At 64.1% G+C, this 18474-nt stretch carries 18 protein-coding genes and 1 riboswitch; of the genes, 12 read left to right on the plus strand and 6 right to left on the minus strand.

Annotated features, from left to right (window positions below):
• Positions 1–51: 51 nt before the first annotated feature.
• From A3M3_RS0111820 to A3M3_RS0111850, 7 genes are all read left to right on the plus strand, one after another.
• Complete coding sequence (locus tag A3M3_RS0111820) at positions 52–1149, plus strand: NAD(P)/FAD-dependent oxidoreductase (RefSeq protein ID WP_028266508.1); 1098 nt, start codon at positions 52–54, stop codon at positions 1147–1149.
• Positions 1150–1160: 11 nt separating this feature from the next.
• Entirely contained in the window at positions 1161–2384 is a 1224-nt protein-coding gene (gene hutI / locus A3M3_RS0111825) for an imidazolonepropionase (protein ID WP_028266509.1), read from the plus strand.
• A 204-nt stretch (positions 2385–2588) separates the two neighbouring features.
• On the plus strand, positions 2589–3536 hold the full coding sequence (locus A3M3_RS0111830) for an SIS domain-containing protein (RefSeq protein WP_028266510.1): 948 nt from the start codon (positions 2589–2591) through the stop codon (positions 3534–3536).
• Positions 3537–3544: 8 nt separating this feature from the next.
• Complete coding sequence (locus A3M3_RS0111835) at positions 3545–4501, plus strand: ROK family protein (RefSeq protein WP_028266511.1); 957 nt, start codon at positions 3545–3547, stop codon at positions 4499–4501.
• A complete protein-coding gene (locus A3M3_RS0111840; RefSeq protein WP_028266512.1) occupies positions 4498–5451 on the plus strand; it encodes a 1-phosphofructokinase family hexose kinase in 954 nt (317 codons plus the stop codon). The genes A3M3_RS0111835 and A3M3_RS0111840 overlap by 4 nt, the downstream gene beginning before the upstream one ends.
• On the plus strand, positions 5448–6287 hold the full coding sequence (locus tag A3M3_RS0111845; RefSeq protein WP_028266513.1) for a class II fructose-bisphosphate aldolase: 840 nt from the start codon (positions 5448–5450) through the stop codon (positions 6285–6287). Before A3M3_RS0111840 ends, A3M3_RS0111845 begins: the two co-directional genes overlap by 4 nt.
• A gap of 23 nt (positions 6288–6310) precedes the next feature.
• Positions 6311–7102 (plus strand): DeoR/GlpR family DNA-binding transcription regulator, encoded by a 792-nt coding sequence (locus tag A3M3_RS0111850; protein ID WP_028266514.1) that lies wholly within the window; start codon positions 6311–6313, stop codon positions 7100–7102.
• A 19-nt stretch (positions 7103–7121) separates the two neighbouring features.
• Here the strand turns inward: A3M3_RS0111850 and A3M3_RS0111855 are convergent, their stop codons facing one another.
• Entirely contained in the window at positions 7122–7802 is a 681-nt protein-coding gene (locus A3M3_RS0111855; RefSeq protein WP_081736783.1) for a histidine phosphatase family protein, read from the minus strand.
• Between the two features lie 139 nt (positions 7803–7941).
• Between A3M3_RS0111855 and A3M3_RS0111860 the strand changes: the two genes are divergently transcribed.
• The gene (locus A3M3_RS0111860; RefSeq protein WP_028266516.1) at positions 7942–8706 is read left to right on the plus strand and encodes a CPBP family intramembrane glutamic endopeptidase; all 765 of its coding nucleotides are present in this window, start codon (positions 7942–7944) and stop codon (positions 8704–8706) included.
• Positions 8707–8897: 191 nt separating this feature from the next.
• Here A3M3_RS0111860 and A3M3_RS0111865 read toward each other — a convergent pair whose 3' ends face one another.
• On the minus strand, positions 8898–9536 hold the full coding sequence (locus A3M3_RS0111865; protein WP_028266517.1) for a VOC family protein: 639 nt from the start codon (positions 9534–9536) through the stop codon (positions 8898–8900).
• A 245-nt stretch (positions 9537–9781) separates the two neighbouring features.
• On the opposite strand from A3M3_RS0111865, the gene A3M3_RS0111870 reads away from it, so the two are divergent.
• Positions 9782–11098 (plus strand): bifunctional o-acetylhomoserine/o-acetylserine sulfhydrylase, encoded by a 1317-nt coding sequence (locus tag A3M3_RS0111870; protein WP_028266518.1) that lies wholly within the window; start codon positions 9782–9784, stop codon positions 11096–11098.
• Positions 11099–11156: 58 nt separating this feature from the next.
• On the opposite strand, the gene A3M3_RS26965 is transcribed toward A3M3_RS0111870, so the two are convergent.
• Positions 11157–13517, minus strand: a complete 2361-nt coding sequence (locus A3M3_RS26965) for a S8 family peptidase (protein ID WP_231497244.1) — start codon at positions 13515–13517, stop codon at positions 11157–11159.
• A gap of 213 nt (positions 13518–13730) precedes the next feature.
• Positions 13731–13846: riboswitch (SAM riboswitch) on the plus strand.
• Positions 13847–13859: 13 nt separating this feature from the next.
• Between A3M3_RS26965 and metX the strand changes: the two genes are divergently transcribed.
• Positions 13860–14981: a homoserine O-acetyltransferase MetX gene (metX, locus tag A3M3_RS0111880; RefSeq protein WP_028266519.1), complete on the plus strand. Its 1122-nt coding sequence runs from the start codon at positions 13860–13862 to the stop codon at positions 14979–14981.
• Position 14982: 1 nt separating this feature from the next.
• Here the strand turns inward: metX and A3M3_RS0111885 are convergent, their stop codons facing one another.
• Both A3M3_RS0111885 and A3M3_RS0111890 read right to left on the minus strand, forming a co-directional pair.
• On the minus strand, positions 14983–15378 hold the full coding sequence (locus tag A3M3_RS0111885) for a hypothetical protein (RefSeq protein ID WP_028266520.1): 396 nt from the start codon (positions 15376–15378) through the stop codon (positions 14983–14985).
• Between the two features lie 66 nt (positions 15379–15444).
• The gene (locus A3M3_RS0111890; protein ID WP_051423135.1) at positions 15445–16287 is read right to left on the minus strand and encodes an SGNH/GDSL hydrolase family protein; all 843 of its coding nucleotides are present in this window, start codon (positions 16285–16287) and stop codon (positions 15445–15447) included.
• A 69-nt stretch (positions 16288–16356) separates the two neighbouring features.
• On the opposite strand from A3M3_RS0111890, the gene A3M3_RS0111895 reads away from it, so the two are divergent.
• Positions 16357–17025, plus strand: coding sequence for an alpha/beta hydrolase (locus A3M3_RS0111895; protein ID WP_028266522.1), 669 nt, complete (start codon positions 16357–16359; stop codon positions 17023–17025).
• Positions 17026–17092: 67 nt separating this feature from the next.
• Here A3M3_RS0111895 and A3M3_RS0111900 read toward each other — a convergent pair whose 3' ends face one another.
• Complete coding sequence (locus A3M3_RS0111900; protein ID WP_028266523.1) at positions 17093–17323, minus strand: RNA-binding S4 domain-containing protein; 231 nt, start codon at positions 17321–17323, stop codon at positions 17093–17095.
• A 24-nt stretch (positions 17324–17347) separates the two neighbouring features.
• Between A3M3_RS0111900 and A3M3_RS24845 the strand changes: the two genes are divergently transcribed.
• Entirely contained in the window at positions 17348–18421 is a 1074-nt protein-coding gene (locus A3M3_RS24845) for a DMT family transporter (protein WP_051423136.1), read from the plus strand.
• Positions 18422–18474 lie beyond the last annotated feature (53 nt).

Below are 18474 nucleotides of genomic sequence, written 5' to 3' on the forward strand. Positions count from 1 at the left end.
TTCGCCACCGGTCCCCTTACATCCAGGCTTCCGCGCTGTCAGGATGGAGGGATGGCTGCAAATTATGATGTGGTGATTGTCGGTGGCGGCATCGCCGGGTTGTCACTGGCTTCCGCTTTGGCCGGCCAATGTTCGGTGGCCCTCGTGGAAGCCGAACAAACGCTCGCCTACCACGCGTCCTCCCGCTCGGCGCGGCAGTTGATCCCCAGCCTCGGTCCCGCCGTCGTGCAGGAACTCACGGTACGCACGTTGGAACTCATGGCTGCCCGCGACGCCGCGTTGCAGGTACCCGTGTTGGAACCGCGGTCCTTCCTGTTGGTGGGCGACGAAGCGACGGTCCGCGCGGAAGCCAGCGGGCACATGCATTCCATCACGCACGCCGAAGCCCTTGAACTGTGCCCGGCACTGAATCCGGGGTCTTTCACGGCTGCGGGGTTGGATACCGGATCCTTCGCCTGTAACGCACCAGTGCTGCTGGAGGACCACAAGGAACGCGCGGAGGCCGGGGGAGTGGACATCATCACCGGCGCGCGGGTGCACTCGGCCCAGCGACTCGGCTCCGGATGGCAACTGGGGGCCGGGCTGGAGGGCTTCCAGACCGGCGTCGTCGTCAATGCGGCCGGTGCCTGGGCGGACGAACTTGCGGTGCTTAGCGGGGTGGAGAAGCTCGGATTGCAGCCGTACCGCCGGACGGCGGCGATCGTCGACGTCGAACGCCCCCTTCCGCCAGGCAGCCCCTTGGTGGCTGCGGCGGACAATTCGTATTATTTCCGGCGCGAAGGCGAACAAGTCCTGATCTCGCCGTCGGAGAAGGTGCCGAGCGGCGCCGAGGACGCGCGGCCGCGGCCCGGCGACGTGGAAGAGCTCGTGGCCCGGTTGAATTCCCTGACTTCGCTGGGCATCCGTTCGGTCGCCTCGGCCTGGACCGGGCTGCGCACGGAAGCTGCCGATGGCGTACCGGTGGTGGGCTTCGACGCGGAGGCTCCCGGCTTCTTCTGGCTCGCGGGCCAAAGCGGCTACGGTTTTCAGACATCCTCCGCGATCGCCGAGCTCGCGGCAGCTGCAATCCTTGGCCATGGTTCGGAGACCAGTCCCGTATCCCGGACACCAGGGGAGCTCGCCGCCGCCCGTTGGTCCATCCGCCGTTGAACAATAGGTTCATGAGCGGGCAGACGAGCACACTGATTAGCAACATCGGCGAACTGATGACCCAGGACGCGGAGCATCGCGTCCTCCAGGATGCGGCCGTGGTGATCGAAGGTGAGCGGATCTCGTGGATCGGCCACGCCTCGGAGGCTCCCTCGGCCGATGAGCGCGTGGACGCGGGAGGCCGCGCCGTGCTCCCGGGATGGGTGGATTCGCACACGCACTTGATCTTCGCGGGGGACCGCACCGCCGAATTTGAGGCGAGGATGGCGGGCCAGAGTTACAGCGCCGGCGGCATCGCGGTCACCACTGGCGCCACCCGTGCCGCGAGCGACGAGGAACTGACGCGCCTCGCCGCCGGACGCGTGGACGAAGCCGTCTCCCAAGGCACCACCTACCTTGAGAGCAAGACCGGCTACGGCTTGGACCTTGAGAACGAGGCGCGCAGTGCACGCATCGCCGCAGCCACCGTGGACGAAGTCACCTACCTGGGCGCGCACTTGGTCCCGGCCGGTGTCGACCCCGAGGAATATACGGACCTCGTCTGCGGCCCGATGCTCGACGCCGTCCGCCCGTACGTGCGTTGGGCCGATGTGTTCTGCGAGCGCGGTGCTTTCACCGAAGGGCAATCCCGCCGCGTCTTGTCGGCCTGCCGTGATGCGGGGCTGGGCCTTCGTGTCCACGGCAACCAGCTGGGTGAGGGGCCCGGTGTCCAGTTGGCAGTCGAGTTCGGCGCGGCGAGCGTTGACCACGTCAACTACATTTGCGAGGCCGATATCCAGGCGCTCGCGGGCTCGTGGAGCGGCTGGGACGCGTCCACTGGAACGGGTTCGCGCGGCACAGTGGCCACGTGCTTGCCGGCCTGCGATCTCTCAACGCGCCAGCCGCTCGCTCCGGGCAGGGTTTTGCTCGACGCCGGAGTGCAGATTGCGTTGGCCTCGAACTGCAACCCCGGCACCTCATACACGAGTTCGATGGCTTTTTGTGTCACAACTGCGGTGCTGCAAATGCACTTGAGCGTCCACGAGGCCGTCCGGGCGGCGACTTACGGCGGTGCGCTGGCGTTGGGGCGGGAGTCGGGCAACGACGTCGACGGCGAGCGGGCGGTGGGTTCGATCGCCGTCGGGCACCGCGCCGATCTCCATATGCTCAGGGCGCCGTCGGCCACGCATCTGGCGTACAGGCCGGGCATCCCGCTGACGTTTGCTGTGTGGCGGGCCGGAGTCCGCGCGCTCTAGCATCTCAATACCGCAAAAAACGGCAGCCAAATGCAGGGTCTCTCCGTAGGGAGGGGCCCTGCTTTCTTCCTTCGGCATGCTAGAGCCTCCACGATCCTTGTGCGATTGAAAATGATCGTTTAGTGTTTCTATAGATCAGAAAACGTCAAATGATTGAATGCTGAAGTGCACGTCGAAGAAATGTGGACAGGGATGGTAAGTGAGATGAGCAACAATGTTCTCGGGGCCTTCATGGAAGAAGAACTTGTTTCGCAGCCCGAGGTCTGGCAGCGGGCCATCGAGCAATGCAAACTTGAGCGAGCCAAGGCAGGGCACCTGCTGCCCGCTGACGGCGAGCGGATCGCAGTCGTCGGGTGTGGCACCTCATGGTTCATGGCGCAGAGCTACGCTGCTGCCCGCGAAGCCGCGGGCAAAGGCCTGACTGACGCGTTCGCAGCGTCGGAAGCCTTCCTCAACCACAACAGCGCCGCTCGCCAGTACGACGCCGTCATCGCGATCACCCGCTCCGGCACCACCACGGAGGTTCTTGAGCTCCTGGAGGAACTGCGCGCTAAGGCTGTCGGTGGAAAACCCAGGACCATTGCGGTGATCGGCGATGTGAACTCACCTATTACCGCTCTGTCCGACTCCGTCATAGGCCTGGCCTACGCCGACGAAAAATCGGTGGTGCAGACCCGCTTCGCCACCACCGCGCTGGTGTACCTTTTGGCGAGCTTGGGCTTCGAATTCGACACCGCGATCGAGCAGGCACGCCGTGCAGTCACTGAGCCCGTGTCCCAGGAGTTCCTCGATGCCGAACAGTTCACCTTCCTCGGTACCGGCTGGACTGTCGGCCTGGCCCACGAAGCCGGGCTCAAGATGCGCGAAGCCGTCCAAGGCTGGACGGAATCCTATCCGGCGATGGAATACCGGCACGGCCCCATTTCCATCGCAGCCCCTGGCCGGGTCACCTGGCTCTTCGGGGCGCAGCCCGAGGGCCTGGACGCAGACATGGCCCGTACAGGCGCTCTCTACGTCAACACCGGCAAGCATCCGCTCGCCGAGCTGACCCGGGTCCACAGGGTCACCCTTGAGCGGGCACGGGTCCGCGGGCTCGACCCGGATGTGCCCCGCAACCTCACACGCTCTGTCGTCCTGAACGCCACGGCCTAGGTCTTCCCATGGTTCTCGGAGCCGCTGAATCCGCGGTCCTTGCCTTTGACATCGGCGGTACGGACCTGAAGGCAGGCCTGGTCGACGCAAGCGGGAACATCCTTGGGCTGCGCCGCGTCGCAACGCCCCGTGATCCCTTGCGGGCTGGCGAAGCGATCCTGGACGCCGTTGAAGCGTTGGCCTCGGAGTTTGCCGCCGAGTTCCCCGGCCACCCGGCGAAGGCCGCATGCCTTGTGGTTCCGGGAATCGTCGACTCCGATATCGGTGTGGGGATCTACTCGGCGAACCTGGGGTGGCGGAACTTTCCCTTCGGGGAGAAGGCCTCGCAGCGACTCGGGCTACCCGTCGCCTTCGGACATGACGTCAGCGCTGCCGCCGAGGCAGAATTCCGTTTCGGCGCACCCCGGGATTTCCGAAACATCGTGGTCATGGTGGTGGGCACCGGGATCGCCGCCGCTGTCATCTCCGACGGCTACCCGGTCCGGGCGGGTGGTTTCGCCGGGGAACTGGGCCACGCCCTTGTTCCGGACCCGGATTCGGAGTGCTCCGGCCATACGATCCTCGAAGCCGTTGGTTCCGCCGGAGCGATCGCCCGGCGCTACAGCGCAAAGGCCGGAATTCCGCTCCCCGGTGCCCGCGAAGTCCTGGAACGGGCCAAGGACGGCGACACACTGGCGGCGCGGATCTGGGCCGACGCCGTGGACGCCCTGGCTTTCAGCCTGAGCCAATGTGTCAGCATCATCGGTACGGAAGCGGTGGTGGTGGGAGGCGGCCTTGCGGAAGCAGGGGAAGGACTCCTTGAGCCGCTCCGTTCCCGCCTTGACGAGCTGCTCGACTTCCAACGCCGGCCAATCATCATGCGTGCCGAGTTGGGCCAGGACGCGGGGTTGCTCGGCGCCGCCATGCGCGCGCGAGCCTTGCTCCCGGCTGCGAAGGCCGCCTCCGGCACGCGGGCAAGGTCATGAAAAGGATCATCACCGTCACCCCCAATCCGGCGATCGACCTTAGTTACCACGTCGCCGGGATCACTCCCGGTGCGAGCCATCGCATCGGCACGCCCCTCAGCCGCGCAGGGGGAAAAGGCCTCAACGTTGCCCGCGTGGCGCACCAGCTCGGCCATCCAGTGTTGGCACTGGCTCCCACGGGCGGTGCGGTCGGCGCGGAATTCGCTGCCGAGTTCCGCAACAGTGGCGTGCCCCATCGCCTGATTCCAGTTGCAGCGGAAACACGGCGCAGCATCGCCCTCGTCGATACCGTGGGCGGCGAGACGTCCATCTTCAACGAGGAGGGGAGCCCCCTCCGGCCTGCCGAATGGCAGGCACTGGCTGCCGCCGTCGTCGAGGCCCTCGACGGGCACGGCGCCGGAGTGCTTGTCGGCTCCGGCAGCCTGCCGCCCGGCGCACCGGCGGACTTCTACCCGGCGCTGGTACGCCTGGCGCACGACGCCGGGATCCCGGCCGTCGTCGATACCTCCGGTCCCGCGATCATCGCCGCCGCGCGGGCCGGGGCGGATCTGCTCAAACCCAACAATCACGAACTCCTCGACGCAACAAGGGAAAGCAGCCTCGAGTCCGCAGCACGGCACTTGATCGCTCTGGGCGCCAAGACCGTCCTGGTCAGTGCCGGCGCTGAAGGCATGCTCGCCTTCCACCATGCCACCCCCGGCGGCTATTGGAGCGCACGCCTCCCGGAACCGCTCAGTGGCAACCCCACCGGAGCCGGCGACGCCGCAGTAGCGGCGGCCGCCGTCGCCCTCGCGAACGGGATGACTGACATCACTGATATTCCCGGGATTCTCCGCCGGGCAACAGCCTGGTCCGCCGCCGCGGTTCTCATGCCGGCCGCCGGCGAGATCTCGCCGCTCCACACCGACCTCGAAAGCCAACTCATTCTCAGCTGGAAGGAGACCCCGTGACCCTCGTCAACACACGGGAACTCATGGATGCCGCCGCGGCCCATGGCATCGGACAGGGCGCCTTCAACGTCATCCACCTCGAAACCGCAGAAGGCCTGGTGGCCGGGGCGGAGGCGGCGGGCGTTCCCCTGATCCTGCAAATCTCCGAGAACTGCGTCCGTTTCCATGGCGGGCTCGTGCCGATCGCCCGGGGTGCCATGTCGATCGCCCGGGACGCCTCGGTTCCTGTGGCCCTGCACCTTGACCACGCAGAGTCCGAAGAACTGGCCCTTCAGGCCGTCGACCTCAGTTTCGGGTCCGTGATGTACGACGGCGCCCACTTGCCGTACGACTGGAACGTTCAGGTCACGCGTCGGGTCGCCGAATACGCGAGGAAGCGCGGCGTCTACGTTGAAGCAGAACTCGGAAAGGTCGGAGGCAAGGACGGCGCCCATGCTCCGGGGGTCCGAACCGATCCGGCCGAGGCCCGCTCCTTTGTGGACGCCACCGGGGTTGACGCGCTCGCCGTCGCCGTCGGTTCCTCGCATGCCATGACCGAACGGAACGCCACCCTCGATCTTGCCCTCATCGCCCGGCTCAAGAAGGCGGCGAAGATGCCGCTCGTCCTCCACGGTTCCTCCGGCGTGGCTGATGAGACGCTTGTCGCGGCAATCCGGGCCGGTATGACTAAGATCAACGTATCCACACACTTGAACGGGTTCTTCACCCGCGCAGTCCGTGAGTACCTGGATGCCAACCCTTCAGTGGTGGACTCCCGCAGGTACATCAAGGCCGGCCGGGATTCCCTCGTGTTGGAAACCGCACGTTTGCTGACGCTGTTCGCGAAAGTGAACTAGTTCCAATCTCCGGAAGGTTTGTGATGACCCGCAACGATCGACTGACAGCCATCCTTGATCTCCTCGCCGAGTCAGGGCACGTTGAGGTCGAGGACATCGTGACTCGTCTAGCCGTCTCACCGGCCACGGCACGGCGTGATCTGGACAGCCTGGCCAAGCAGCGGCTCCTGAGCCGTACCCGCGGCGGTGCCACCACGGGATCAGTGGCCTACGAGCTCCCCGGGCGTTACAACAGGGACGACCACGCGGAGGCCAAGCAACAGATTGCCCTGGCTGCGTCCGAACTCATTATGCCCGGGGCCGTGATCGGACTCAGCGGGGGCACCACCAACACGGCGCTGGCACAAGTCCTGTCCACCCGGGAAGACCTTAACGCACCTTCCAACCGGCCCATGCTGACGGTGGTCACCAACGCCATCAACATCGCCGCCCAGCTTGCGGTGCGGCCCAACATCAAGATCATGGTGACAGGCGGCATCCTGAACCCGCGTTCCTACGAACTTGTTGGACCCTATACCGATGTCATCATGCAGAAGGTTGCCCTGGACATCGCCTTCATCGGCGTCAACGGCGTCGATCCGAAGGTCGGCCCCACCATCACCGACGAGGGAGAAGCCATGGTGAATACCGCGATGGCTCGCCGCGCCACCAACTCCTATGTCCTGGCCGACTCCACGAAGATCGGCAAGCGTGCCTTCGCGGCCATGGCTGGGTACGATTTCCGTCGTCTCATCACAGATTCCGGCATCACCGTCGAGGCCAAGGAAGCATTCGAAGCCGGCGGCACCGAAGTGATCGTGGCCAAGGGCGCCTAGCTTCGGGCGTCGCCGTCCCTTAGAAGTTCATCGGCGGAGCGTTCATTACTGTTTCGTCAGTGCTTCGCTGCACCCACTGGCTGAATGGTGTGTCCAGGTCATACTTGCCTTCATCGTTCCGGATTAGCGTCCGGAGGGCGGCGTTTTCCGGGTTGTTGAGGGACTCGAAATACTCCACCGACCAGTGGAACCAACGCATGCAGAAGAGGCGCATCGTCAGGCCATGGGTCACCAGCAGGGTGTTGGGCGCGTAATCGGGCTTCTCCCAGTGCCTGTACAGCGTTTCCATGAAGGACGAAATACGGTCGTAGACATCGGACCCTGATTCGCCCTCGCGGAACCGGTAGAAGAAATGGCCGTAGAGGTTGCGAAGCTCCTTTTGGTCCCCGATGTCTCCGGCAATCTGGAAGTTGGCCCAGTCCTGTTCGCGGAGGCGGGGTTCCTCGATCACCCTTTCCGTCAGGCTCCCTAGATCCAGTGCCTCGAGGGTTTGGTAGGCCCGAAGGTATGGCGAGACGTAGACGCACACAGGCTCGCCGTCGAGCTGCTTGCGCAACTCCTCACCTACGGCCTTGGCCTGCTCTAGGCCAAGGCCGGTCAGCGGGATGCGGTAGTCGGGCACACGGTTGTAGATGGAAGTGTCGGCATTGGCGGCGGATTGGCCGTGCCGGATCATGAAGATTCTTCCTGGCGCGCTCATCCTCCCAAGCATAGGGTCCATCCCTTCCCATACCCGTGCAGGCGCTACCCGGCTCGTGCGGGCGGCGGGCGAATGCGGGCGCCGGGCGAATGCGGCCGGCTCCCGGGAAACATCAGGCAAATGCAGGCAAGATAGGAACATGCTCCTTGCCTCAACGCGCCGGCTGCGCGCCGAAGTGCTGATTGTCCTCGGCTTGTCCCTGGGCCAATCGGCCGTGTACTCCGTGGTGCAGCTATTGGACAAGATGACGAGTGCGCCGTTGTCACAGGCAACGTCAACCCTTAATCGCTCCCAGAGCACGCGCGAGTACTTCGACCTCACCTACCAGTTGCTGGACATCGCTTTTGCCCTGGTCCCGGTGGTGTTGGTGTTCTATTTCCTGTCGATGCACCGCCAAACGGCGGAGAGCCCCTCGGGATTCACCCGGCTGGGCTTCAACTTCGCACGCCCGGGCCGTGACGCGCTGCAGGGACTGGGACTCGCCGCCCTGATCGGGATCCCGTCGCTGGGTCTTTATGCGGCCGGCCGGGCACTGGGGATTACCACCGCGATCATCCCGAGCGGCTTGGATTCCTACTGGTGGACGGTGCCGGTGCTGGTGCTGTCGGCCATGCGGCACGCCGTCGTCGAAGAAGTCATCGTGGTGGGCTACCTCCTGGACCGTTTCGGGAAGTTCGGGTGGAGCACTCCCTTGGCGATTGTGCTCAGCGCGCTCCTACGCGGGAGCTACCATTTGTACCAAGGCTTTGGGCCGTTCATTGGCAACGCGGTGATGGGGCTGGTGTTCGGTTGGATTTACACCAAAACCAAAAGGGTCATGCCGCTCGTGGTGGCCCACGCCATTCTGGACATCGTGGCGTTCGTGGGCTTCAGCGTTTTCGGTAAGGCAATCGGACTGGGGTAGGCGACACACATATTCGCCAAGGACACCCGCATTCGCGGGCGACGCCCGGACACGCGTGTCCTGCGTCCGTTTGCGAGTCTTGGGCGAATATGTGACCGGTTAAAAGGTTTCGGCCGCCATTGCAGGTGACGCCATTGGCACCCGCATATGGCGGCCGAAGTCTTTCCGGGCCTTCCTGGTCCGGTGGTCCGTCAGATGGTGACGGCTCCGTTGGCGGTTTCAAACGTTACCGACATGATTCCGGGCGTTCCATGCGGGGCCATCCATTGGACGGCAACGTCCTCAAGCGGCTTCTCCACGGGTTCTCCGAGCCACTCGGTGACGCGTTCGGCCGACCCGGCAATGGTAAGGCTGGACATCTTGACATCGCTCGGGTAGACGAGGGACGGGTGAAGTGCGGGGTCACCCTCCCAACGGAGCAAGTACGGGACCTGGGGGTCGGCGATGAGCCCCAGGATGCCGATTTGCGACCAGACGAGTTCGCGGCCGTCCGGAAACTTGCGGTTGCCGGGCACAGCGGCGCGTCCGAGGCGTTGTTCGAAGGGGCTCAGGTCGTCAACAGCGACGCACCAGCCCATCCAGCCACCTCCGGCAGCGGAGCGTGCACGGACAGCTTGTCCAAAGGGTGCCTTGTCGGAGGCCGGGTGGTCAAGGACCTCCACAACCTCCAGGTATTTGTGGTCAGCAAGGGGAATGATCATGTTCCGGGTACCGAAGCGCGGATGCACTCCGCCCCGGACTGCGTCCACTCCCAATGCTGCGGAAATCCGCTCGGTGGTGGCCAGTAGGCCATCTCGTTCACAAGCGTAAGAGACGTGATCCATGCGCATGGCTTCATCTTGGCACTTTGTGATGGACCTCTCAGCTAAGTCAACCCTAACTAAGGTGGGATGTATCGGAGATGACGCTCCAGGTCACCTCATGTCGTCCTAGGACCGAAAACTACAGGGTTCGTCACAAAGCTTCCGGAGGTGCGTAGCCCTGCCTAGACTTGCGGCAATAGTGGCCAGCGGGCTGAAAACCGCAGGCCCGCACGCCGAACCACGGCCCAGAGCACGAGCAACGAGGAGTCCGCATGTCCCAAGGATGGTCATTCGAAACGCGCCAGATCCACGCAGGACAGGAGCCGGACGCCGCTACCGGCGCCAGGGCGCTCCCCATCTACCAGACCACCTCGTTTGTCTTCCCCAGTGCTGAAAGCGCGGCAAACCGCTTTGCGCTGGCCGAGCTGGCGCCTATCTACACCCGAATCGGAAACCCGACACAGGATGCGGTGGAACAGCGCGTCGCGAGCCTTGAGGGTGGCTTGGCTGCACTCTTGCTGAGCTCCGGCCAGGCAGCGGAAACGTTCGCCATCCTCAACGTGGCAGAGGCCGGCGACCATGTTGTCGCCAGCCCGAGCCTCTACGGCGGGACCTACAATCTGTTGGCCCACACGCTGAAGAAGTTCGGGATATCCGTAACCTTCGTCGAAGACCCGGACAACCTGGACCAGTGGCGGGATGCCGTGCAGCCAAACACCAAGCTGTTCTTTGCCGAAGTGGTCTCCAACCCGCGTCAAGACGTTCTGGACATCGAGGGCGTCTCACGGACCGCCCACGAGGCCGGAGTCCCGCTCGTCGTGGACAACACCCTGGCCACGCCCTACCTGATCCGCCCCATTGAATGGGGCGCGGACATCGTGGTGCATTCGGCCACCAAGTACCTGGGCGGGCACGGAACGGCCATTGCCGGCGTCATCGTGGACTCGGGCAACTTCGATTTCAGCAAGGACCCTGAGCGCTTCCCCAACTTCAACACCCCGGATCCCAGCTACAACGGCCTGGTCTATGCCCGCGACCTGGGCAAGGACGGTGCCCTCGGGGCCAACCTCTCCTACATCCTCAAGGCCCGGGTCCAGCTCCTGCGCGATCTCGGCTCGGCCGTGTCCCCGTTCAACGCTTTCCTGATTGCCCAAGGAATCGAGACCCTCAGCCTCCGGATGGAACGCCATGTGCAGAACGCCAAGCAAGTGGCGAAGTGGCTCGAGGGGCGCGACGACGTCGAGTCGGTCGCCTATGCGGGCCTGCCTTCCAGCCCTTGGTTCGAACGCGGCCGCAAGTACGGGCCGCGAGGCACCGGAGCGGTGGTGTCCTTCACGATCCGTGGCGGGATCGACGCCGGCAAACGCTTCGTGGACGCCTTGGAACTGCACTCCCACGTGGCAAATATCGGCGATGTCCGCTCCTTGGTCATCCACCCTGCGTCCACGACACACAGCCAGCTGACGCCTGAACAGCAGGCCGTAGCAGGAGTGAACCCCGGCCTGGTGCGCCTTTCTGTCGGAATCGAGCACATCGACGACATCCTCGCAGACCTTGAGGCCGGATTCCGGTCAGCCAAGAGCGCCTAGACGCATTGCCGGTTCGTTCCGTGACGGGCGCCCCTTCGGATGGGCGCCCGTCACGGGGTCAACCCGCGATGTAGTACCCGGAAGTGTCCGCGATGAGCTGCACTGTGCCGGAGGAGTTATTGGTGAAGGAAATAGTGCCATCCGGAGCAACGGGCGTAATGGCGAAGTTCGGGATTATCTGTCCTGTTGCGTAGTTCACGTTCGAGGTGCTCGGCTGCGGGGTTCCTCCCGCGTAGGCGGTGATGAAGCCGTTGGACGTGGTGTTGGCGACCGTGATGTTCATCGCAACGGCCGAAACCCCCGAGCCAGGGAGGCCACCGCGCCCCGTGACTTTGACGTTGATGGTTTGTCCCGCTCGCACGGGACCGGTGAACCCTCCAGTGCCATTACGAGTATCCAATTGCCGGAACGGAGCCTGGACGGAAAACGCGCCGGCACCCGTAGCCGCACCGCCAAGGAAGTAACCGGAAGTGTCGGCGATGAGTTCGACGGTGCCGGAGGAGGTGTTGGTGAAGGAGATTGTTCCGGCATCGGACACGGGGGTGATGGCGAAGTTGGGGACGATCTGCCCTGGTGCGTAGTTGACGTTCGAGGCGTTCGGTTGCGGGCTCCCGCCTGCGTAGGCAGTGATGAAGCCGTTGGACGTGGTGTTGGCCACCGTGATGTTCATCGCAACAGCCGAAACCCCCGACGCCGGGACGCCGCCGCGCCCGGTGACTTTGACGACGATGGTACCTCCGGGAGCGACGGCTTGTTTTGGCGCGCCGGTACCGTCCCGGGTATCCAATTGCCGGAACGGAGCCTGGGCGGAGAACGTCCCGGGAGCGGGCGATGCGCCAGCGGCAAGGTAGTAACCGGTGGTGTCGGCGATGAGTTGGACAGTGCCGTTGGAGCTATTCGTGAAGGAAATCGTTCCGTCGGACCCCACCGGCGTGATCGCGAAATTCGGGACGATCTGCCCGGGAGCAAAATTCAGGTTGGAGGTGGCCGGTCGATTGGTTCCACCGGCATAGGCGGTGATGAAGCCATTCGACGTCGGGCTGGCCACCGTGATGTTCATCGCCACAGCGGAAACTCCGGAAGCGGGGAGGCCGCCGCGTCCGGCAACTTTGACGCTGATGGTCTGTCCAGGGGCGACCGGCCCGTTGACACCACCGGTTCCGTCCCGCGTGTCAAGTTGCCTGCAAGGGGTCGTAGCCGCAAAACCGCCCATGGGGTCTTGAGATGGGGAGAAGAGCGAAGGGCTGACGTAAAGCAGCCGGTTAGGCATGCAGTTTCCGGTCGACTGGACCATCCCGGCCGTTGCGCCGACAGTCAACGTTGCTGAGACCTGCGCGGGACTCCACGACGGGTGCATGGAGAGGAGCATGGCGGCGGCCCCTGCCACATGGGGAGAGGCCATCGATGTTCCGTCCAAGGTGTTCGTCGCGGTGGGTGAGGTATACCAATCAGAAACGATACCGACGCCTGGCGCGTAGAGATCCACGCAAGGGCCGTAGTTGGAGAACGATGCTTGGTGATCCGTGGTGTCGCTGGCCGCTACGGTCAAGGCGGCGGCAACCCGTCCGGGCGAGCTGTTGCATGCGTCGGCGGCGGGTAAGCCGTTTTGGCCTTGGTTGCCTGCGGCCAAGGTTACGGTGACCCCGTGATCGATGACGCCTTGGACGGCAGCGTCGAGAGTGGTGTCTATCGCCTCCGCGCTCAAGCTGAGGTTGGCAACTGCGGGAGTTCCGGCTTGGTGATTCGCAGCTATCCAGTCCAAGCCGGCAATGACATCCGACGCTGTGCCTGAGCCAGCACAATCGAGCACCCGGACAGGGACGATGTCGGCGGATTTGGCCACACCGTACTTGGTTCCGGCGATTGTTCCTGAAACGTGGGTTCCGTGACCATTACAGTCCTCGGTGCCATGCCCGTCGTCGGGGGTGACACCGGCAAATCCGGGCAGGATGCGGCCGCTGAAATCCGTGTTGGCGGAAGCGATCCCGGTGTCCACCACGTAGACGGTGACGCCCGCGCCGTTCGACGGCGGCGTGTAGCTTCCATCCAAAGGAAGGGTGCGCTGGTCGATCCGGTCAAGGCCCCAAGAGGGCGCCGGCTGTTGGGTATCCGTAATCCGCACCGGAGTGTCACGGTTCACGGAGACAACCCGGTTCGACGTCGCCAGCGCAGCGGCCTTCGCGGGCGTCGCGGTGACGACGGCGGCCTTGAGGGCATGCGTGAACGTTTGGTCCACCGCGACTCCCTGCGAGCGCAGCTCCGCGGTCTTGCCGGCAACGTCCGTGCCTTCGGCGTAGTGGACAACGTAGCGGTCTTCGCCCGTTCCCGTGTCGGCATGCGCCGGCAGCGGCACTCCGAAAGTGAAACATGACGCGAGCAAGAACAGGGCTATCGGACCGAGGCCGAAAGGCTTTTTCACGAGCTTCAATCTTCCTGTGACGGACAGTGCCGGGGAGGCATCCTAAGGATGCAGGCTGCTGCCCGATTCTATCTCCTGTAACACAGGCATCACCCGACCCTTCAATTTCAAGGCTCACAGCCTCTCGCGTAAGCGAACAAAACGCGGCGAAGTGTCACAAAGATGTCATAATCTTCGTCAGGAGGGGTCCGGATTTCCTAGACTCTTCCTGTAGGTCATGAGCGCCAGCGACAGCCCCGGCTTGCTGGCCGGCAACCCTCCTCTCGCGGCGGGGTGCCCCGGGTGAAGACCTGGCCCTCCGCTGTGTTGGCGGCAGGCAAGCGCGATGTGAGGTGTCAACGAATGACAATTGCTGCAACAGCCATACCCCGCTCCGGTACCCAGGACGGAACGTTGAAGTATGTTTCGATCGGCGGACTCGAACTGGAGGCCGGAGGTTTCCTGCCCGAGGTGGTCCTTGCGTACGAGACGTGGGGGCGGCTCAATGCCGATGCTTCCAACGCAGTCCTGGTGGAACATGCCCTCACGGGCAGCACGCATGTTGCCCGTGGCGCGAGCGACGAGGAAGGCTGGTGGGAGGAGCTCGTCGGTCCCGGCGCCACCATCGACACCGAGCGCTACTTCGTCGTCTCCGTCAACATCGTGGGAGGTTGCAACGGCAGCACGGGGCCGTCGTCGACCGCTCCGGACGGCAAGCCGTGGGGTTCCCGTTTCCCGCTCGTGACTCTGCGGGACAGTACCGTGGCCGAAGCCCGGCTGGCGGACGCCCTCGGGATCCATAGCTGGCACACCGTGGTGGGCGGGTCCCTGGGCGGCGCGCGTGCACTGGAATGGGCGGTCAGCTACCCGGACCGTGTCAAGCGCTGTGCCGTCATTTCGATCGGTGCGTACAGCACCGCCGAACAGATCGCCTTCGCCCAGGCCCAGACACTCGCTATCCGGCAAGATGCCGCCTTCAACGGTGGCGACTACTATGGGCAGGCTGCGCCCGAGGCCGGTTTGGCCCTCGCCCGGCGCATCGCACATATCACCTACCGTTCGGCAGATGAACTGGACTTCCGCTTCGGCAGGAAGGCCCAAGGCAGCGAAGCGCCGCTCCGCGCCTCCGCTTTGGGGGAGCGGGGCCGCTACCAGGTGGAAAGCTATCTGGACCATCAGGGAAGCAAGCTGGTCCAGCGTTTCGATGCCAACAGCTACATCGCCATCACTGAGGCACTCATGAGCCACGACGTCACGCGCGGCCGCGGCTCACTGGAGGATGCGCTGTCCGTGGCGACGGCGAAATTCTTCGTTGCCTCGGTCGACTCGGACCGGCTCTATTTCCCCGAACAATCCCAGGAGCTGGCCAAGGCGTTGCCCGGAGAGGTTCCTGTCCACGTGATCGAAGCGCCGATCGGGCACGACGGTTTCCTCACCGAGATCGGCCAACTCGGCCCCCAGCTGCGCGAGGCATTCTTCAGCTGAATCAGCCGTTCATGATCTCCTGGCGGAGTTTCATGTATTCCTCCATGGGAATCTTCCCGTCGCTGTACTGCTGGTCCAGTTCGGCAAGTTTCCGTGCCCGGTAGCCTTGGTAGGCGGCATTGGATGAGGGAGTAGCCGACGACGGCGGGGCGGCCTGCGGCGCGGGTGTCGCCACCGGGGGCTGCGGCTCAGCCGGGATGATCACCGGGGGCTGTGCCGGGTATCCGTAGGGGTAATTCTGGGGAGGACCCGGGTAGTTCGGTCCAGGGTAGTTCGGTCCGGGGTAGTTCTGCGGAGGGAAGTCCCGGATCCTGCGTTGGCGCGAGCGGTTGTACATGCGGATCCCCATGGGAATCAGCCAAGAGCAGACGATGATCCAGAAGATCAAATTGTTCACGGTGGAGGCCTTCCTGTCCTCTTCCAGCTTAGTCCCCGCGCCTGTGGCAAGCTGTTGTGGCCCCGGTCAGCTCCGGGGCACAACAATATCGGCCGGACCGAAGACAGGTCCCGGCGTCGGGCGTTTTGGCAGGATTCCGTCGCCTGAGGACTGATGGCGGATCCGGCGGATGACCCACGGGACGAAATATTCCCGTGCCCACACGAGGTCGCTGGAGCGCGCTTCGCGCCAACTGCGCTGGGGGAGCGGCTTGGGGAGGAGCGGCTCGAGATTGTGGGACACGTTGAGCGAATCAAGGACCATTGCGGCGATGGTGTGGTGGCCGAGCGGCGAGAAATGCAGCCGGTCTTCGTTCCACATCTGTGGGTTGGCAAGTTGCCGCAAGGACCACATGTCCGCCACCACGGCATCGTGGCGGGTGGCCACTGTGCGGAGGTTCTCGTTGTAGATAGCCACTTTGCCGCGGATCCGGCCAAGTACTGATGACAGGGTGTCCGGGCCGTTGAACAGGATGACAGTGGCACCCTCGGAGCTCAAGGTCTGTACGGCGGCATCGAGCTTCTCGGCCAGGGCATCTGGATCGCCACCGGGCCGGATGAGGTCGTTGCCGCCCGCGGAGATGCTGATAAGGTCCGGCTTGAGGTCCATGCATGGGCCAAGTTGCTCGTCCAGGATTTGCTGAAGCAGCCGCCCACGGATAGCCAGGTTGGCGTAGGCGAAATCCCGCTGTCCCCGGCTCAGTTCCTCTGCCACGCGGTCGGCCCAGCCGCGATGTCCGCCGGGATTGCCCGGTTCGGGGTCGCCGATGCCTTCGGTGAACGAATCACCTAACGCCACGTACCGGGTCCACGGATGAATCCGCTCCTCCGAATTTTCCCCCACTGTGGAATCAGTGTCACTCACGTTCATTTCCTGCCTCTTGCCGCAACGCTACGCGCCCGTAGCTTGTTACTCATGGGTAACTGTAAGAATAGTCCCATGAGTCAAGCCTCCGCCTTTCCTGCCCCTGCTTTTCCGAATCCTGTCGTTTTGTGGTCCCACGAAGAGGAAGAACGGGCTGGAAAGCCGTTGCTGGTCCTCTTGCACGGTTACGGATCCAACGAGCAAGACCTCTTCAGCCTTGCGGGCCTGCTGCCCCAGGAATTCGTGGTGGCCTCGCTCCGCGCACCGATCGCCACGGGTCCGGGCTTCACGTGGTTCCCGCTCACCGCGTCCATCGACTATTCGCTCGACGCCGTCAAGGCCGCGGCCGAATATGTCTTTTCCTGGTTGGATTCCTGCAAGTCCAACCACAGCTCCGTGACACTCCTCGGATTCTCCATGGGGATGGCCATGGCCACCTCGCTGCTCCGGCAGCGGCCGGCGGACTTTGCCGCCGTCGTCGGACTTTCAGGCTTCGCAGTCGATGCGGAGGGGGACCCGTCGTTCCGCGACGCGGAACTGGACGGTTCCGTGCCGCTCTTCTGGGGACGGGACCAGCAGGATCCTGTCATTACCCCGGACAAGATCGAATACACCATGGAGTGGGCTCGTCGGCACACGGACGTCACCAAGGTGCTCTACACGGGTATGTGGCATGGCATCAACCAGCAGGAAATCGGCCATGTGGGCGAATTCCTGGAACACAAGGTTCTCACCTCCGTCTAAATCAACGCGGGGTCACTTACGGCCCATTCAGAGGCATTTAATGGGCCGTAAGTGACCCCGCGTTGCCTTAGGAATCCCGGGTGATCCGCACGGTTTGTCCGTTGACGGTCACCGTATCGCCGGCATGGAGTTGACGTCCGCGCCGTTCGTCGATCTCGCCGTTGACTTTGACCAGCCCGTTCTTAATGAGTTCGGTGGCTTCGACTCCGTCCTCCACCAGGTTGGCGAGCTTCAGGAGCTGACCGAGGCGGATCATGTCGTCGCGGATCGGGATCTTTTCAATTTCCGGGTTGCTCATACAAGCAATGATGCCTGAAGTAGGGTGGTGAAAGTGCCGCAACCGTCCCGCCCCCTGTCCGTAACCACCTCTCGCGCTGCTTCCCTTCCATTGCTCACAGGCTTGATCCTGGCTGTGGCCACCGGACTCGTGATTCCTCTTCAGGGACGGATTAACGGCGCGTTGGGGGCCAAGCTCGACGACGGCATCGCGGCCGCCGTCGTGAGTTTCACCACCGGGCTGGTACTGATCGCCGCGATCGGCTTGGCGCTGCCGAAGGGCCGCGCCGCGTTGCGCAGGATCCTGCCTGCCCTCAAGCAACGCAGCTTTCCACGGTTCTATGTCCTGGCCGGCGGCATCGGCGCCCTTTTCGTGTTCGCCCAATCGTTCACGGTTAGCTTGCTTGGGGTGGCCTTGTTCACGGTGGCCGCGGTGACCGGGCAGACCCTCAGCGGGCTTCTGGTCGACCGGACGGGCATGGGGCCCGGAGGCAGACGCTCGATCACCGGAGTCCGGATCCTGGGCAGCGTCCTGACGATTGCCGCCGTCGTCTGGGCTGTGTCGCCTCGCCTCGGGGCGGCCGCCGACGTCGGGACTTTGGTTCTCCCTCTCCTCCTGCCCGTCGTGGCGGGTTGCCTCGTGAGTTTCCAGCAGGCCATGAACGGCACCGCAACCGTGCACTACGGCAGCCCCATCGCCGCTACAGTCGTGAATTTTGTGGCCGGCACGGCCATCCTTTGGATCGCCTGGCTCATCAAATTGCTGTTGGCCGGTCCCGGCCACGGACTGCCTACGGAATGGTGGTATTACCTCGGCGGCCCCATGGGCTGCGTCTTCATCGGCCTGGCCGCCCTGCTCGTCCGCAGCCTGGGCGTGCTGGTGACCGGCCTGGGGATGATCGCGGGGCAGTTACTCGGATCCCTCACGCTGGATCTCGTCCTTCCCTCGCCCGGAACAGTGGTTGCCTTGCCGACGGTCCTGGGCACCCTGCTGACGCTCTTCGCCATCATCGTGGCCACCTTGCCCTGGCCAAAGGGTGCGCTGACTTCCCGGAACCGCGCCCGGGCGCAGGCAGTCGGGTCCCGGAGGCAGGACCGAGGCGAAAGGCCGGTAGGCTAGGACTCGCAGCTTCCTGCGCAGCACTTTCCCCAAGACAGCGTTTCCCCAAACGA

Source organism: Arthrobacter sp. MA-N2 (assembly GCF_000517125.1).
GTDB lineage: Bacteria > Actinomycetota > Actinomycetes > Actinomycetales > Micrococcaceae > Arthrobacter > Arthrobacter methylotrophus.

Bases quoted from the DNA above. Each gene is read 5' to 3' on its own strand.
- A3M3_RS0111820 (WP_028266508.1), top strand. From the start codon at position 52: ATGGCTGCAAATTATGATGTGGTGATTGTCGGTGGCGGCATCGCCGGG.
- hutI (WP_028266509.1), top strand. From the start codon at position 1,161: ATGAGCGGGCAGACGAGCACACTGATTAGCAACATCGGCGAACTGATG.
- A3M3_RS0111830 (WP_028266510.1), top strand. From the start codon at position 2,589: ATGAGCAACAATGTTCTCGGGGCCTTCATGGAAGAAGAACTTGTTTCG.
- A3M3_RS0111835 (WP_028266511.1), top strand. From the start codon at position 3,545: ATGGTTCTCGGAGCCGCTGAATCCGCGGTCCTTGCCTTTGACATCGGC.
- A3M3_RS0111840 (WP_028266512.1), top strand. From the start codon at position 4,498: ATGAAAAGGATCATCACCGTCACCCCCAATCCGGCGATCGACCTTAGT.
- A3M3_RS0111850 (WP_028266514.1), top strand. From the start codon at position 6,311: ATGACCCGCAACGATCGACTGACAGCCATCCTTGATCTCCTCGCCGAG.
- A3M3_RS0111855 (WP_081736783.1), bottom strand. From the start codon at position 7,802: ATGAGCGCGCCAGGAAGAATCTTCATGATCCGGCACGGCCAATCCGCC.
- A3M3_RS0111860 (WP_028266516.1), top strand. From the start codon at position 7,942: ATGCTCCTTGCCTCAACGCGCCGGCTGCGCGCCGAAGTGCTGATTGTC.
- A3M3_RS0111865 (WP_028266517.1), bottom strand. From the start codon at position 9,536: ATGCGCATGGATCACGTCTCTTACGCTTGTGAACGAGATGGCCTACTG.
- A3M3_RS0111870 (WP_028266518.1), top strand. From the start codon at position 9,782: ATGTCCCAAGGATGGTCATTCGAAACGCGCCAGATCCACGCAGGACAG.
- metX (WP_028266519.1), top strand. From the start codon at position 13,860: ATGACAATTGCTGCAACAGCCATACCCCGCTCCGGTACCCAGGACGGA.
- A3M3_RS0111890 (WP_051423135.1), bottom strand. From the start codon at position 16,287: ATGAACGTGAGTGACACTGATTCCACAGTGGGGGAAAATTCGGAGGAG.
- A3M3_RS0111895 (WP_028266522.1), top strand. From the start codon at position 16,357: ATGAGTCAAGCCTCCGCCTTTCCTGCCCCTGCTTTTCCGAATCCTGTC.
- A3M3_RS0111900 (WP_028266523.1), bottom strand. From the start codon at position 17,323: ATGAGCAACCCGGAAATTGAAAAGATCCCGATCCGCGACGACATGATC.